The 15915-nt window shown below is 62.4% G+C and carries 15 protein-coding genes; 4 read left to right on the top strand and 11 right to left on the bottom strand.

What is annotated here, in order from left to right:
- Nucleotides 1–3 precede the first annotated feature (3 nt).
- On the bottom strand, nt 4–558 hold the full coding sequence (locus tag GOEFS_RS15415; RefSeq protein WP_007318859.1) for a CGNR zinc finger domain-containing protein: 555 nt from the start codon (nt 556–558) through the stop codon (nt 4–6).
- A 38-nt stretch (nt 559–596) separates the two neighbouring features.
- Here GOEFS_RS15415 and GOEFS_RS15410 point away from each other — a divergent pair, with 38 nt between their 5' ends.
- Complete coding sequence (locus tag GOEFS_RS15410; protein ID WP_007318858.1) at nt 597–1619, top strand: EamA family transporter; 1023 nt, start codon at nt 597–599, stop codon at nt 1617–1619.
- Between the two features lie 146 nt (nt 1620–1765).
- Here the strand turns inward: GOEFS_RS15410 and GOEFS_RS15405 are convergent, their stop codons facing one another.
- From GOEFS_RS15405 to GOEFS_RS15370, 8 genes are all read right to left on the bottom strand, one after another.
- Nucleotides 1766–2746, bottom strand: coding sequence for an alpha/beta hydrolase (locus GOEFS_RS15405; RefSeq protein ID WP_007318857.1), 981 nt, complete (start codon nt 2744–2746; stop codon nt 1766–1768).
- A gap of 221 nt (nt 2747–2967) precedes the next feature.
- A complete protein-coding gene (locus GOEFS_RS15400) occupies nt 2968–3864 on the bottom strand; it encodes an SHOCT domain-containing protein (RefSeq protein ID WP_211600666.1) in 897 nt (298 codons plus the stop codon).
- A 454-nt stretch (nt 3865–4318) separates the two neighbouring features.
- Complete coding sequence (gene tuf / locus GOEFS_RS15395) at nt 4319–5509, bottom strand: elongation factor Tu (protein WP_007318855.1); 1191 nt, start codon at nt 5507–5509, stop codon at nt 4319–4321.
- Nucleotides 5510–5613: 104 nt separating this feature from the next.
- Entirely contained in the window at nt 5614–7719 is a 2106-nt protein-coding gene (gene fusA / locus GOEFS_RS15390) for an elongation factor G (protein ID WP_007318854.1), read from the bottom strand.
- A gap of 110 nt (nt 7720–7829) precedes the next feature.
- Nucleotides 7830–8300, bottom strand: coding sequence for a 30S ribosomal protein S7 (gene rpsG / locus GOEFS_RS15385; protein ID WP_007318853.1), 471 nt, complete (start codon nt 8298–8300; stop codon nt 7830–7832).
- Nucleotides 8301–8302: 2 nt separating this feature from the next.
- A complete protein-coding gene (rpsL, locus tag GOEFS_RS15380) occupies nt 8303–8674 on the bottom strand; it encodes a 30S ribosomal protein S12 (protein WP_007318852.1) in 372 nt (123 codons plus the stop codon).
- Between the two features lie 621 nt (nt 8675–9295).
- Nucleotides 9296–10189 (bottom strand): exodeoxyribonuclease III, encoded by an 894-nt coding sequence (locus tag GOEFS_RS15375; protein ID WP_007318851.1) that lies wholly within the window; start codon nt 10187–10189, stop codon nt 9296–9298.
- Between the two features lie 30 nt (nt 10190–10219).
- The gene (locus GOEFS_RS15370) at nt 10220–10909 is read right to left on the bottom strand and encodes a FadR/GntR family transcriptional regulator (RefSeq protein ID WP_007318850.1); all 690 of its coding nucleotides are present in this window, start codon (nt 10907–10909) and stop codon (nt 10220–10222) included.
- Between the two features lie 55 nt (nt 10910–10964).
- On the opposite strand from GOEFS_RS15370, the gene GOEFS_RS15365 reads away from it, so the two are divergent.
- Together GOEFS_RS15365 and GOEFS_RS15360 are read left to right on the top strand one after the other, a co-directional pair.
- Nucleotides 10965–12218: a CynX/NimT family MFS transporter gene (locus GOEFS_RS15365; RefSeq protein ID WP_050949925.1), complete on the top strand. Its 1254-nt coding sequence runs from the start codon at nt 10965–10967 to the stop codon at nt 12216–12218.
- A 6-nt stretch (nt 12219–12224) separates the two neighbouring features.
- Complete coding sequence (locus GOEFS_RS15360) at nt 12225–13880, top strand: sigma-54-dependent Fis family transcriptional regulator (protein ID WP_007318848.1); 1656 nt, start codon at nt 12225–12227, stop codon at nt 13878–13880.
- A 16-nt stretch (nt 13881–13896) separates the two neighbouring features.
- Here the strand turns inward: GOEFS_RS15360 and GOEFS_RS15355 are convergent, their stop codons facing one another.
- A complete protein-coding gene (locus GOEFS_RS15355; RefSeq protein ID WP_007318847.1) occupies nt 13897–14340 on the bottom strand; it encodes a VOC family protein in 444 nt (147 codons plus the stop codon).
- A 61-nt stretch (nt 14341–14401) separates the two neighbouring features.
- Nucleotides 14402–14827 (bottom strand): helix-turn-helix domain-containing protein, encoded by a 426-nt coding sequence (locus tag GOEFS_RS15350; RefSeq protein ID WP_040525255.1) that lies wholly within the window; start codon nt 14825–14827, stop codon nt 14402–14404.
- 228 nt (nt 14828–15055) lie between these two features.
- On the opposite strand from GOEFS_RS15350, the gene GOEFS_RS15345 reads away from it, so the two are divergent.
- Nucleotides 15056–15915 (top strand): aldehyde dehydrogenase family protein (locus GOEFS_RS15345; RefSeq protein WP_007318845.1); only part of this gene is annotated, 860 nt, incomplete at its 3' end.

The raw sequence follows: 15915 nt of genomic DNA, 5'->3' as shown, positions 1-15915 counted from the left end.
GGGTCACGCCTCATCCGCGCGCGCCTGCGTTTGCCTCGCTCGAAACGCCGCAACGGCAACGCGGTTGGTACATCGCGTCGAGCAAAACCGCTTCGATCTATTGCGCGAGAAGTCCAACACGATATCGTCGCAATCGTCGGCGGCACACACTCCGAGCCGCGAAACTTCTTGCGCGCGAATCAGATCCATCATGGCGAGCGCCGTCTCGCCGATGATTCGATCGACCAGTGGCGCATCGGATGATACGGCGTGCATATGCCAGTCGACGCTACCGTGGCGCACGAGCTGCGGCACCGCGCCGACCTGAACCAACATTTCGTTGACGACCAACGCGGCATCGTCACGGTTGCTGGTCAACAGTTGCCGCAGCCGCGGTCGCACTGCGCGAATGGCGCCCAACTCGTCTTCGGTGCGATCGTGGCGACCGGTGTACCCATAGCGGACATAGTGCTCGGCGAGCGCGTCGACCGACGCTAGCGGGTCGGCATCGGTAGCTCTGCCGTTTACCAGCGCGACCGCAGACTCGAGCGAACTCACCGTGTCATCGGCATTGAACATGTTGACAGCTTACATCTACCCGATCTACCGTAATTGGCATGGAGAGTTTAGCCGATGACACAGCTCGAAGTAGGGTCCGAACCGGCCTCGTCTTCGCATTGATCTCGGCGTCGTCATTCGGGCTCTCGGGTCCTATCGCGCGCGCACTGCTCGATACCGGGTGGTCCGCGTCGGCGGCTGTCACCATCCGCATCGCCATCGCCGCACTAGTCCTGGCGCCGGTTGCCATCGGCCACATGACTGGCCGACTACGTGAGCTGTTGCGCCGCAGCACGCTTGGGGCAATGGCGGCGTACGGAGCGATCGCGGTGGCCCTGCCGCAACTCTGCTACTTCTACGCTGTCGAGACACTGCAGGTTGGCGTGGCACTACTCATCGAATATCTGGCGCCGGTAGTCGTTGTCGGGTGGATGTGGGTGCGACACGGGCAGCGGCCGACATGGCGCACACTTGTCGGCGCGTTGGTGGCCGCCGCCGGGCTCGCGTTGGTGTTACAAATCTTCGGCGGAGTGCGTCTCGATGCCGTCGGTGTCGCATGGGCGTTGGGAGCAACCATCGGTGCTGCCGGTTACTTCATCATGTCCGGAAGTATGCGAACAACCGTGCCAGCGGTCACATTAGCCGGCGGCGGCCTGATCACCGCCGCGATCGGACTCAGCCTGTTGGGCGTCGTCGGTGTACTGCCGATGAGTTCGAGCACAGCGAATGTCACCTTGGGAGGGCACCAATTACCTTGGTGGGCAGCACTTCTCGTTCTCGGCGTAATAACCGCTGCTGTTGCCTACGTTACCGGGATAGCCGCAGCCCGACGGCTCGGCTCGCGATTGGCGTCGTTCGTCGCACTTGCCGAGGTGGTCGCGGCAATCGTGTTTGCCTGGCTACTACTTGGACAGGTACCTACCCTGGTCCAATTGCTCGGCGGCGCACTGATTCTCGCCGGTGTAGTCATCGTGAAGCTGGGTGAGCCGTCGGTGAGCGACGAGGTGGTGCCCGACCCGCTGCCGTCGGTCGACCCGCCATCTCAAGATCCGACTGTCGACGAGTTAGGTGCACGCGCCTAGATTCGGGCAGCTCGTCGGCTCGACATCGTTCGGCCAGCCACGCTCAGATACCGGGTTCGACGTCGAACACCCCACTGCGGGTTGATGTTTGACGGTTCGAGCCCGGTATCTGTGCGCCTTCCCCGGCCGGCGAACGGTTCTGTGACCTAGCGGTCGCGGAACCAGCCGCTGTTCTTGGCGCGCCAGACCATATCGTTCCAGTAGCCCCAGTCATGGGTTCCCTGCGTCGGGTAATCACTGGAAACATCTACTCCGGCACGAAGTGCAGATACTTCGAAAGCTCGTGTTTGGGCCAGGGCCAGCAATTCCAGCGGTGTGCCCTTCACCGCGGATACCGGCTCGCGATCGTGGACGCCCCACAGTCCGGTTGACGCGCCGATGCGTAACTTCATGCCCTTCATGCGCTGGGTTTGCAGGAAAGGATCGTTGTCGAGCCAGCGTTTACTCCAGGGTGGACCCCACATCGCATCGGCGTCGAGTGGCCCAACGCCGGCTTGGACACCCGCGTCGACCAACGCCGCACGAATACCTTCCCGCATGCTTGGGGCCGACAAGTTCAAGTACCCCGACATCGAGAACGCATGCGAGAATCGCTTGCGATGGTTGACCGCGTAGATCATTGCGGCATTGCCACCCATCGAAATACCCATCAGCGCGTACTTGCCCCATTTGCCGACCGCGAGTCCGCGGGCATCGAGTTCGCGAACGATGGTGTCGAGTCGGCAGGTCCACATATAGCGGTATTTGACCTTGCTGAGCTTGCTCTTCTTGTCCCAGTTTGTATAGAAACTTCCCAAACCACCAACTGGCTCAATAACATTCACGCCATGATCGGCCATCTTCTGGATGCGCGTGTTGTGCCGCCAGCCGCTCATGTCGGTTGTCGCGCGAAGGCCATCGAGCGCGATCGCCGTCTTGTAGTTTCCGCCTCGGGTCCACATATCAACTGGGCTGGTTGGCATTCCGCAGCCGCTCACGTAGAAGCGCTGGCGAGTGGCGGCGTCGCCATGCCCGGCGCCGACGACGGTGATAGTCACCGCGGACAAAACGATGGCAAGACCGGCGACGACGATGCCGAACGCGCGTCGTCGACGCGCACGGAGCGGCGAGGGGTAATGGCTGGGCACGAACGAAACTTATTCGCCCTCTCCATGCAGGACAAGGCATGTGTCGCAACGAGAATCGGTTCGAGACCAGCCGGTGACCAAAGTGGCTATTGTGACTAAAGTGATGTATGGGGTTATTGGGACTGTCGGGTCTGTTTGCTCTTCCGACCTCTGCGGTGCCGTCCCATAGCTATATCGGTGGGAAGACTCCACAGCTATGGGGCGAACCCGAAATGGCGCGACTACAGATCGCTCAGCACTCGCTGTCGGGCCTGCTGATACTCGGTCGAATCGATCCGCCCCGCCGAGTAGAGGGCGTCGAGTTCAGCGAGCCGCTCGGTCAACGAACGCTGTGGGACCGGTTTGGCCAACGACGTCGGAGCGCTGCCCGCGAACTGTCCGGTACCACCGTGCGGCGATGTCGGAGGTTGGGCGCCCGAACCGTACTGCCGCACGATGGCCATTACTTCCGCGCGGGCCATTGGGTTGCTTCGCAAGTCGATGGTTCCGCTATTGCCCACTCCGTGTTTGCGAAGTACCTCGAGAATCCTGATAAGCGGTTCGGATTGTCCGGTGAGGTCGTAGGTGCGCCCGTCTTCACTAGACGTAAATTGCGCGGGGACCGAACCGGTGATCATTCCTGTTGCCTGCCAATCGATTTCGAACTCTCTGGTGGCCGGGTCCACCAGTACCGCCAACACTCTGCGGTGCAACATCGCCTGCGCGACGATCGGTACGGTCTTACGAATGTCGACGTCGAAAGTCGGGACGCCATCGCCATGGATACGCAGGCCCAACTGCATGACCGGTTGATCGTTGATCTGAACGTTGGTCTGTCGCAGGGACGTAATGTCGGCCAATGCCATGTGACCGGAAGCCTGCATTCGAGCGAGCTTCGCTTTCATCTTCGTGGATCCGCGGGCGACGAAGAAAGCGATCACTACGTTCAGGATCGTGACGCCGATGCCGGTCCACAGCATCCATTCGATGCCCGGCTCGTCGATGACGAAGTACATCACCAGAAAGATCGGTCCGACGATGCCGCACACCATGATGAACGCCAGCGACTTCAGGAACGAGCCGAGGAAACCACTGCCACCGGTCGATTTGGCGCCGGCCTCGCCGAACATTGTTGTCATAGGTGGAAGATTACGACTATTCCGACGCTACCGATCACGAGTTGGGCCAACGGTGGGCGGTCCAGTGTCGAAGATCGGCGGAGTCCTCTCCGCTGGCCCGAGCGCCGAGGAGCGCAGCGACGAGGTGTATCGGGACCTCAGACACACCAGCCTCTGAACCCAAACACGTTGTCGTGCAAATCTTTTCGATGTCAACTCACCGGGTCTCGATACACCGTCGGGCTCGCAAGCTCGCACGACGACACTCGACCATCGAGAGTAACGTCGACCCACAGTCTCCGACTGTACGCGACCATCGACGGCAGAGGTCGACTGAATCTGCGGGAAGAGCACGCCCGAGGGAATATCGACCTCGCACCTTCTGACGGCGGAGACTTCAGCCTATGTTCAGCCAAAAAACAAAAGGCGCCCAACCACTTTCGTGGTTGGGCGCCTTCGCGCTGTTACCGAAAGATCAGGCGATGATCTTGGTGACGCGGCCGGCACCAACGGTGCGGCCACCCTCGCGGATCGCGAAGCGCAGGCCCTCGTCCATGGCGACCGGCTGGATGAGCTTGACGCTCATCTCGGTGTTGTCGCCTGGCATGACCATTTCGGTGCCCTCGGGGAGGGTAACGACGCCGGTCACGTCGGTGGTACGGAAGTAGAACTGCGGACGGTAGTTGTTGAAGAACGGGGTGTGACGACCACCCTCATCCTTCGACAGGATGTACGCCTGGCCCTCGAAGTCGGTGTGCGGGGTGGTGGTACCCGGCTTCACGACGACCTGGCCACGCTCGACGTCCTCACGCTTCAGGCCACGGAGCAGCAGACCGGCGTTGTCGCCAGCCTGAGCCGAGTCGAGAAGCTTGTGGAACATTTCGATGCCGGTGACGATGGTCTTGGTGCTCTTCTCGCGGATGCCGACGATCTCGACTTCCTCGTTGACCTTGACCTCGCCGCGCTCCACACGACCGGTGACAACGGTGCCACGACCGGTGATGGTGAAGACGTCCTCGACAGGCATGAGGAAGGGCTTCTCGGTCTCGCGGACTGGGTCCGGAACCGACTCGTCGACAGCGGCCATCAGGTCCTGGATCGACTTAACCCACTTCTCGTCGCCCTCAAGCGCCTTGAGCGCCGAGATCGGCACGACGGGAGCATCCTCGTCGAATTCCTGGGCGGCCAGCAGTTCGCGGACCTCCATCTCGACGAGCTCCATGATCTCGTCGTCGTCGACCATGTCGGCCTTGTTCAGTGCGACGAGGATGTAAGGAACACCAACCTGACGAGCGAGCAGCACGTGCTCGCGGGTCTGCGGCATCGGGCCGTCAGTGGCGGCGACGACGAGGATCGCGCCGTCCATCTGAGCGGCACCGGTGATCATGTTCTTGATGTAGTCGGCGTGACCCGGCGCATCAACGTGCGCGTAGTGGCGCTTCTCCGTCTGGTACTCGACGTGGGAGATGTTGATCGTGATACCACGAGCCTTCTCCTCAGGAGCCTTGTCGATCTGATCGAACGCGAAGCTCTCGTTGAGATCCGGGTACTGATCGGCGAGCACCTTGGTGATGGCTGCCGTGGTGGTGGTCTTGCCGTGGTCGACGTGACCGATGGTGCCGATGTTCACGTGCGGCTTGGTCCGCTCGAACTTCGCCTTGCCCACTTGATGTCCTCCTGGACTGTTATCGCTGTCGAGTGGATCCCGACAGTGCTGTGTTTACTTGGTAATTTTCGCGCCGTGGCGCGGACCCGCAGACAACAGGTGACTTACTCGCCCGTCGCCTTCGCGATGATCTCCTTCGACACGTTCGCCGGTACTTCAGCGTACGAGTCAAAGACCATGGAGTAGTTTGCCCGGCCCTGAGTCTTCGACCGAAGGTCTCCGATGTAGCCAAACATCTCCGACAGCGGAACCTGTGCCTTGACGACACGCGCACCGCTGCGCTCCTCCATGGCCTGGATCTGGCCACGGCGGGAGTTCAGGTCGCCGATCACGTCACCCATGTAATCCTCGGGCGTCGTGACCTCGACGGCCATGATCGGTTCGAGGATGACGGGACTCGCCATCCTCGCAGCCTCTTTGAGAGCCGCCGATCCGGCGATCTTGAAGGCCATTTCCGACGAGTCGACGTCGTGGTACTGACCGTCGAGCAGAGTGACCTTCAAGTTGACCAGCGGGTAGCCGGCGAGAACGCCGTACTGCATCGCGTCCTGCGCACCGGCATCCACCGAAGGGATGTACTCACGCGGAACACGACCACCGGTCACGGCATTGTTGAATTCGTAGGTCGCACCATCTTCGGCGTCCACAAGGGGCTCCAGCTTGATGATGACCTTAGCGAACTGACCCGAACCACCGGTCTGCTTCTTGTGGGTGTACTCGTGCTTCTCCACAATCTTGCGGATCGTCTCACGGTAGGCCACCTGCGGCTTGCCGACGTTGGCCTCGACCTTGAACTCGCGCTTCATGCGGTCGACGAGGATGTCGAGGTGGAGTTCGCCCATACCGCCGATGACGGTCTGGCCGGTCTCGTCGTCGAGCTTGACCGAGAAGGTCGGGTCCTCTTCGGCGAGCTTCTGGATCGCGGTGCCCAGCTTCTCCTGGTCGGACTTGGTCTTCGGCTCGATCGAGACGTTGATGACCGGGTCCGGGAAGCTCATCGACTCCAGCACGATCGGCGCAGCCGAATCACACAGGGTGTCACCGGTGGTGGTGTCCTTCAGGCCGATCATCGCGTAGATGTGGCCCGCGGTCGCATCCTCAACCGGCATTTCCTTGTTGGCGTGCATCTGGAAGAGCTTGCCGATGCGCTCTTTCTTGCCCTTGGTCGCGTTGAGCACCTGGGTGCCCGCGGTGATGTGGCCCGAGTAGACGCGCACGAAGGTCAGCTTGCCGAAGAACGGGTGTGCCGCGATCTTGAACGCAAGCGCCGAGAACGGCTCGTCGGATGACGGCTTACGCGACAGAACCTCTTCTTCGTCGCCAACGGCGTGACCCTCGACCGAGGGGACGTCGAGCGGCGACGGCAGGTAGTCGATGACCGCGTCGAGCATGGGCTGAACGCCCTTGTTCTTGAACGCCGAGCCACAGATCACCGGATAGAGCTCACGGCTCACGGTGAGCTTGCGGATCGCACCCTTGATCTCTTCGATGGTGAGTTCTTCGCCACCGAAGTACTTCTCCATGAGGGCTTCGTCGCTCTCGGCGACGGTCTCCAGGAGCTGTTCCCGGTACTCGGCAACCTTGTCGACGAGGTCCGCGGGGATCTCTTCGACGGTCGGCTCAGCACCGATCGCGACGGTGCCGCGCCAGGTGATGGCCTTCTGCTCGATCAGGTCGACGACGCCGTCGAACTCATCCTCGGCGCCGATCGGGAGCTGCAGGACCAACGGCTTCGCGCCGAGGCGGTCCTTGATGGTCTGCACGGTGAAGTAGAAGTCTGCACCCAGCTTGTCCATCTTGTTGACAAAGCAGATACGCGGAACTTCGTACTTCTCGGCCTGGCGCCACACCTGCTCGGACTGCGGCTCCACACCCTCTTTGCCGTCGAATACGGCAACCGCGCCGTCGAGGACGCGGAGGCTGCGCTCCACCTCGACGGTGAAGTCGACGTGTCCGGGGGTGTCGATGATGTTGATCTGGTTCTTGTTCCAGAAGCAGGTCACGGCGGCCGACGTGATCGTGATGCCGCGCTCTTTCTCCTGCTCCATCCAGTCGGTGGTCGAAGCACCGTCGTGGGTTTCACCGATCTTGTAGTTCACACCGGTGTAGAACAGAATCCGCTCGGTGGTGGTGGTCTTGCCGGCATCGATGTGCGCCATGATGCCGATGTTGCGAACCTTGTTCAGGTCGGCGAGCACTTCCTGTGCCATTCGGTTCCCTTCGGGAAAGGCTTTGGACTAAGTCTGACGGTCAGCGGGAAGGATTCCCGCACTGTCGGCGAGCTCGGTGATCCTCGCCCGCCGACAGCAGTTCTAGCGGTCTACCAGCGGTAGTGAGCGAACGCACGGTTGGCCTCGGCCATCTTGTGCGTGTCCTCACGGCGCTTCACCGAGGCGCCGAGACCATTGCTGGCGTCGAGCAACTCGTTGGCCAGACGCTCGGTCATGGTCTTCTCACGACGCTGACGGCTGAAGGTGACCAGCCAACGCAGCGCGAGGGTGTTCGCACGACCCGGCTTGACCTCGATCGGCACCTGGTATGTGGCGCCACCAACACGACGGCTCTTCACCTCGAGGGTCGGCTTCACGTTCTCCAACGCCTTCTTGAGCGTCAGGACCGGATCGGTGCCGGTCTTCTCGCGGGCCTGTTCGAGGGCTTGGTAGACGATGCGCTCGGCGGTCGACTTCTTCCCATCGAGCAGGATCTTGTTCACGAGCTGGGTAACCAGCGGCGAACCGTAGACCGGGTCGTTGATGAGCGGGCGCTTGGGAGCGGGTCCTTTACGTGGCATGACTAGCTTCCCTTCTTAGCGCCGTAACGGCTACGTGCCTGCTTGCGATCCTTGACACCCTGGGTGTCGAGCGAACCGCGGATGATGCGGTAACGCACACCGGGGAGGTCCTTCACACGACCACCGCGCACGAGCACCATCGAGTGCTCCTGCAGGTTGTGGCCTTCACCGGGGATGTAAGCGGTAACCTCGACGCCGCTGGTCAGGCGCACACGGGCGACCTTACGCAGAGCGGAGTTCGGCTTCTTCGGGGTGGTCGTGTACACGCGGGTGCACACTCCACGACGCTGCGGGCTGCCCTTCAGAGCGGCGGTCTTCTTGATCGACGCCTTGTCCTGACGGCCCTTACGGACGAGCTGGTTAATAGTTGGCACTGAGTTCTTTCTTCCTTGGTTTCGAACTTCTCAAGTCGTTGCAGTTGTTGCTCCGGGCAAGTAGTCGATGCCCACCAGTTGGTGTTTCGGCTACCTCTACAACTCGCCCCACCAAGGCTTTCGCCCTGGTCAGTACATCTATTGCCACCCCGGGGTCGGGCGTGTCAGACATCCAGCCCCGGCATCGCATGTCAGCCTGTTCATGACATCTGGGTCAGGTCGGAGAATCTCGCTGATTCCAACCCTTGCCAAAAGCATGCAGACTGGCCCAGCATTTGCCGGGCACCGCCGAAACACTCTACCGACCCCGAATGCACAGGTCAAAATCGCTGCCTGTCAGCGCGAACGCGATATGAACTCCATACTAACGCGCGGCACTGGTGAGCCAGGTGCCCGACGGCGTTCGGTGAGGTGCGTGCGGGTCTCGATACACCTCGTCGCTAACGCTCCTCGGCACTCGACCAGCCAGGAACCACCTCGTCGCTAACGCTCCTCGGCACTCGACCAGCTAGGGACCACCTCGCCCCGCAGGAGGATGTCGTCGCGAATTTCCGTCCCCCTCAGCGAGGCCCGAGGGCATATTGCCCTTCGGCCCCACTCACGGGGACGAAATTTGCGCGATCACTCAGTTGCCTGCGGCAGCTTCACCTTCGCGCCACCACGTTTGGCTGGATTCGACGGTGGCGGAACCATCGGCCCGACGTCGCCGTCGGGTGCGACGTCGAGATCGACGATGACGGCCGCGTGATCGCTCGGCTTTGTCCCCTTGCGCGACTGCCGATCGACCCATGCCGCCTCGACTCGCGAGGCAACCGCTTCGCCGGCCATGATGAGGTCGATCCGCATGCCGAGGTCTTTGTGGAACATTCCGGCCCGGTAGTCCCAGTAACTGAACACCCGCTCGGACGGCCACCGCTTGCGCACAACGTCGGCCAGCCCCTCGGCTTCGATCGCCGCGAGCGCCGCCCGCTCCGGCTCGGTGACGTGGGTGTGCCCCACATACGCGGCAGGATCGAAAACGTCGGCGTCAGTCGGCGCGATATTGACATCGCCACAGATCACCGACGTCGCCGCGTGCTGCGCGACATCGGCCCGCAACTTCTCCAGCCAGGCCAACTTGTACTGATAGTGATCCGATTCGGGTTCTCGGCCGTTGGGTACGTACACGGAGTAGACGCGCACTTGCGCGTCACCTTCACCGCAGAGGGCGGAGATGGCCCGGGCCTCCTGCGGACCATCGATCTCCGGAAAACCCGGACCGTCCTGCACACCGTGCCGCACGTCGTCGAGCCCGACCTTGCTCAGCAATGCTACCCCGTTCCATTGCCCCTGCCCATTGTGCGCGAATTGGTAACCGCGAGAAGACAATTCGTCACCGAGCAACTCTCCGAAAGCCTCGGCCCCGAGTTTGGTCTCCTGCAAGCAGACGACGTCGGGTTGTCGTTGATCGAGCCACGGCAGCAGTCGGGGTACACGGGGAGTCACCGAGTTCACGTTCCAGGTGGCGATGCGCATGGCGACCACCGTAGTCGGCGGGACCGACACTTACTCCCCGGTGGGCCCAGCCGCCAGGCATCGCAACAATGATCGCGCCGAAGCGGCCGCCTGCACCGCATCGCCGTCGATCACCGCCTGCACCAGGCCGGTATGGCTGGCCTCATGTGACAGGTCCGATCCGACCCCGTTTTCGGCGATGAATGTGCGCAACGTCGGCAGTAGCGAGTCGTAGAAGGACAGGTAAATCGCGTTGTGGCTGGCGACGACGATCGCGCGATGCAGTTCAAGATCGGCCGAAATGAGCTCGTCACGCTCAACCGGGTCGTCGATGTCATCCCGGCGCCACAGTTGGTTGCGATTGTCGAGTATTTGACGCAGCATCGCGATGTCGGCGTCGTCGCGTCGCTGCGCCGCCAGCACGGCCGCGGTCACATCGAGCGCTTCCCGCAATTCCAGCAGATCCCGACGTCGGGCGGCACCGAAATAGCCGCCGAGCAGCACTTCCTGTTCGTCGGTCGCGATCACGTAGGTCCCCGACCCCTGGCGTCGTTCCAAGAGCCCCGAATGAACCAGCGATTGGACCGCCTCACGCACTGTGTTTCGCGCTGTTCCGGTGATCTCACACAGCTCGGGCTCGGTAGGAATTCGCTCGCCAACACCCCACCTCCCCGCGGTAATCTCTCCGCGCAACTGCTCGGTGACCTGCGCGATGAGACTCTGCTTCTTAACCGTCTGCACCCAGGCAGTCTAAATCACGTTGTTTCAATACGACCATTCATCCTATGATTTGCCAATGTCGACGACATCGAGTGAGCCGATAGCCGCACAAGCCATTCCATCGACCACAAATGCGCGATCCCTGTCCGTAGGGCGCGCGATCGTTCTCGTCGCGATAGTCCTGTTCTCGCTCAGCCTTCGCTCGGCCGTCACCTCGATGGCACCGCTTCTCTCCCGGATGTCGACCGAGATCGGTTTCGGCGACGCGATGATCGGCGTGTTCGGCATGATGCCGACCGCGATGTTCGGAATCGCCGGCATCGTCGCTCCCACCCTTGGACGACGGTTCGGCCTCGAACGATTAACCCTCGTCGCCGTCGCCGCCACCGTGATCGGTATCGCCGCACGCTCGGCCGTGTCGAGTACATCGGCGCTGCTAATCCTGTCCGGCGTCGCGCTGGCCGGAATGGGCATAGGCAACATCGTTATCCCACCGCTGGTCAAACGCTACTTCGGCGATCGGGTTGCGATGATGAGCACGGTCTACATCACCTGCGTGCAATTGGGCACGGCAGTGCCTGCCGCGATCGCGGTCCCGCTGGCCGATGCTCATGGCTGGCGTATCTCGCTCGCTATCTGGGCACTGGTTCCGCTGGCCGCGCTACTTCCGTGGGTGTGGGTGGTCCGCGCTCGACGCGGTCACGACGTCGCTGATCACACCGGCGAACCCACGGGACCATCGCTGCCGGTCTGGCGCGCACCCCTGGCCTGGGGTATGTCGTTGATGTTCGGCATGACGTCGTTGGTCACCTATTCGATGTTCGCGTGGGTTCCACGCATCCTCACCGACGCCGGGGCATCCGAGAGTTTCGGCGGCGCGATGGTTGCCGTCTTCTCCGCGGTCGGCTTTGCGGCAACGCTCTTCGCGCCCACGGTGACCGCACGGTTCGCCAACCCATTCGGCTGGGTGCTGATTTTCGTCGCCTGCTTGCTCGCCGGTTTCGCCGGGCTGTTGTGGGCGCCGTTACATGGCACCGTGCTGTGGGTGGCACTGCTCGGGCTGGGTCCGACGACATTCCCGATGGCCCTGACCCTCATCAACTTGCGGACCCGAACACCGAGCGGGTCGGCGTCGCTGTCCGGGTTCACCCAGGGCGTCGGCTACCTGCTGGCATGTGCCGGGCCGCTGTTCTTCGGGCTCTTGCACACCTGGACACACGGCTGGACCGTTCCGTTCGCCTTCCTGGTCGGCGCGGTTTTGGTGCTGGTCAGCGGCGCCTACGTCGCGTGCAAACCCCGCTACCTCGAGGACAGTCTCGCGTCCAAGTAGTGAGGTATGCCACAGTGTGTGGTGGAGGTGCACCTCACCATGCCCCAGGCAATACCCCGTCGAAACGTCATAGCCGCGTCATGGCGTCGGTCGGAGATGTCGGGCCTCACCCCGGACTGCCGCCCTACTCCCGTCATCTCCGACGTCACGTCGGCAGACCCGCTCCTCGACGCCGCGCGCCCGATCCTCCGCAAGGCCGGTGACGAACTCGCCGACACCGGAACCGCACTCCTACTCGTCGACCACAACTGCCAATTGGTCTCGCGAGTGGTTTCCGGCATCGCCGTCGAGCGAGCGCTCGATGGCCTGGGCGCGACCACCGGAGCGATGTTCGCCGAGGACATTATGGGCACCACCGCGCTCGGGACGCCGACCGAGACGCGCGGCGGCATAGTCATCAACGGCTCAGAGCACTACCTCGAACAGTTCAAGAAGTTGAGCTGTTTCGGCCGGCCGATCGTGCACCCCGCGACCCGACGACTCGTCGGTACCGTCTGTATGACCGAAGTGGGGCCACGCTCCAACCCATTGTCGACGCCCTTCGTCAACGGCTTAGTCGACGACATCCAGGACCGACTGCTCGACCGCTCCCGCGCCGAGCAACGCGCCTTGATCGACGCATTCGGCCGAGCGGCACCACGACGCGACATTGCCGTAGCCGCCATCGGCGACGACCTTCAACTCACCAATTCCCTTGCCGCACAACTCCTAAGCCCGGCCGATTTCGGGACCCTCCGAATAGTCGCTGCCGAGACAGCCACGGCGTCGGACCGCCTACTGCTGACGCTGAGCACCGGAAGCGTCGCCGAGGTTGCCGTCGAGCGGGTCCCAGGTGTCCGCGACGCCGCTCTGTTCCGGCTGCGCCCAGTGGAATCGTCTGCGCCACAAGCCCTATCGTCGACCCGACGGACTTCGACTATCTCGACGATCGACTCGCTCGCCATCACCGGCGAGCCGGGCACCGGCCGGACTACCGCCACCTCCAGCCCGGCGACGAACCAGCTGTTCGCCGACGTCGCCGACAGCCTCATCACCGGAACACGCGTGGATCTGCCACAACTGATCGCCACGGCCCGCCAGCTCGGCCACACACTCGTGGTCGACGACGCCGACATGCTCGACGACCAATCGATCCTGCTGCTGCACAAGGTGGTCACTCAAGCCGACCAGTCGGGCCCATCGTTGGTGGTCGTGACCGGCCCCGGCGCCATCGCACGACCATCGGTTAACGCGTTAATCTCGGTGTGCCGCAAGCGAATCGACCTCGCACCATTGCGTCAGCGAGTCGGCGAGATTGTGTCACTGGCTGGGCAGATGCTCGCCGACGTCGATCCTCGACTCAAGCTGTCAGCGGCGGCCGCCGACGCACTGGCGTCGGCACAATGGCCCGGCAACCTCAGCGAATTGCGCGTGGTGATCGATCACGCCGCCGCGTCCACCTTGGACCGCGCCGCCCGTCAGGTCGATGTCGCTGACCTCCCCCCGCAGTACCGAAGTATCACTCGCGCATCGCGATTGACCGGACGTGAACAAGCCGAGCGGCAAGCCATCATCGATGCTCTCGACGCTGCCGGCCACAACAAGGTGCATGCCGCCAAAGCTCTCGGGGTCAGCCGGACAACGCTCTACTCACGCATACGCGCGCTAGGCATCCGCGGCTAATCACGAAATCTGGTTATCACCCCAGGTCCACCCCCTCGAAATCCTCCGGGCTGTACTCCCGCGCCTCTACCAACACCATCCAGTTGCCAGAGTTATCGCGCATCAACGCTTCGACACCGTAGGGACGCTGCTCCGGCTTCTGAAGGAATTCGACGCCCTTTGCAGACAGTTCTTCGTAGGTCGCCTGACAGTCATCCACCGCCAGACCGAGCCCGGGAAGCCCTCCCTCGTTTTGGGCTCGCTGCATGGCGGCGATCAGGTCATCGGAGAGCGGCCTACTCGGCGTTGTCAGATGGACCTGAAGCTCAGGCTGCGACGGGTGCACGACGGTGCACCACCGAAAATCCTCGCCGAGCGTCATGTCGTCTTTGAGCTCGAAGCCGAGGATCTCGGTATAGAACTTTTTGGAGTCATCGATGTCTTTGACCCACACGGACAGGAGCGAAATGTTTGTGATCATGCGTCGAGACTAGGGCGGAGGTCTGACAATCCGCTTCTCCCAGATTGCGGAACCTAACCGACTAGGAATCTGAACCCGATGCCGGATACCTCTCAGCCAAGCCGGCCATGAACAAGTAGCAGCCCGGTATGCGCGGAGCACCGTCGCTATAGCGTTGCCGGAACTGCGACGGCGACTCTCCCACCAAGTCGGTGAACCGCGAACTAAACGAACCCAGGCTCGAAAAGCCCACTGCCACACAGATTTCGGTAACCGTCAAATTGGTCGCGCGCAGCAGATCCTGAGCTCGTTCGATCCGCCGCCGCGAAAGATACTCGGCCGGCGACATGCCGTATGTCGCGACGAACAGGCGCTGGAAGTGGTACTTGCTAATGCCCGCGATAGCGGCCAACTGATCGAGCCGAAGCGGTTGGGCGAAATGACGATCCGCATGGTCACGCGCGCGGCGAAGACACACGACGACGTCATCGGGGGCGCGCAGAACCATGCCTCGATTATGCCCGGCGACCTCCGACTCGAGATCCCAGTTCCGACACCCACGCGGTGTCGGAATACGGACGCACTGTCGGAACGCAGCCAACACAACCGCCTCCGGCCCGAGCACTGTTCAGTTTCTGGACAGTTCATCGCGCCGCGCACATGCGAAAAATGACATGGGTCCACTGTGTCCCCGCTCACATCAGATACAACCTCATCGATTCGCCTGGAGGGCTCCATGACAATCACCGCCGACACGGCACTGCTACCCGCTGTGCGTGACTTCGTCTCCCGTGACCGCAAGATGCTGATCGGCGGAGCCTGGGTCGACGCCGAGTCGGGCCGGACCTTCGACACCTTCGACCCGGCGAACGGTCAGCGAATCACCGGCGTGGCACATGGCACTGCCGCCGATGTCGACAAGGCCGTCAAAGCCGCACGGATCGCCTTCGAGGAAGGTCCGTGGTCGCGGATGAAACCGAACGAGCGGGAACGGTTGATCTGGCGCGTCGGCGACCTGCTCAGCGAACGCGCGGAAATCTTCGGCCAGCTCGAAGCCCTCGACAACGGCAAAGCCGCGACCATCGCGACCGCGGTCGACGTCGCGTGGTCGGCGGATGTCTTCCGCTACAACGCCGGACTCGCCACCAAGATCAACGGCGACAGCGTCAACGTGTCGATGCCGTTCGCACCCGGTGGCCAATTCCACGCCTACACCTTGCGCGAGCCGGTCGGCGTCTGCGGCCAGATCGTTCCGTGGAATTTCCCAATCCTGATGGCCACCTGGAAGATCGCTCCAGCATTGGCCGCCGGCAACACGGTCGTGCTCAAACCCGCTGAGCAGACACCACTTTCGGCACTCATGCTCGGCGAACTCTTCGAGGAGGCCGGCTTCCCACCCGGTGTCGTGAACATCGTCCCCGGATACGGTGATGCCGGCGCAGCCCTATCCGCGCATATGGACGTCGACAAAGTCGCGTTCACCGGTTCGACCGAGGTCGGCAAACTCATCGTCGACGCGGCGAAGGGCAACCTGAAGAAGGTGTCGTTGGAACTGGGCGGCAAGAGTCCCAACATCGTCTACGCCGACGCCGACAT

This window comes from Gordonia effusa NBRC 100432, assembly GCF_000241305.1.
In the GTDB taxonomy this organism is placed as follows: domain Bacteria; phylum Actinomycetota; class Actinomycetes; order Mycobacteriales; family Mycobacteriaceae; genus Gordonia; species Gordonia effusa.
Note: the sequence above shows the minus strand (reverse complement) of the source record. Positions and strands in the feature narration are given on the sequence as shown.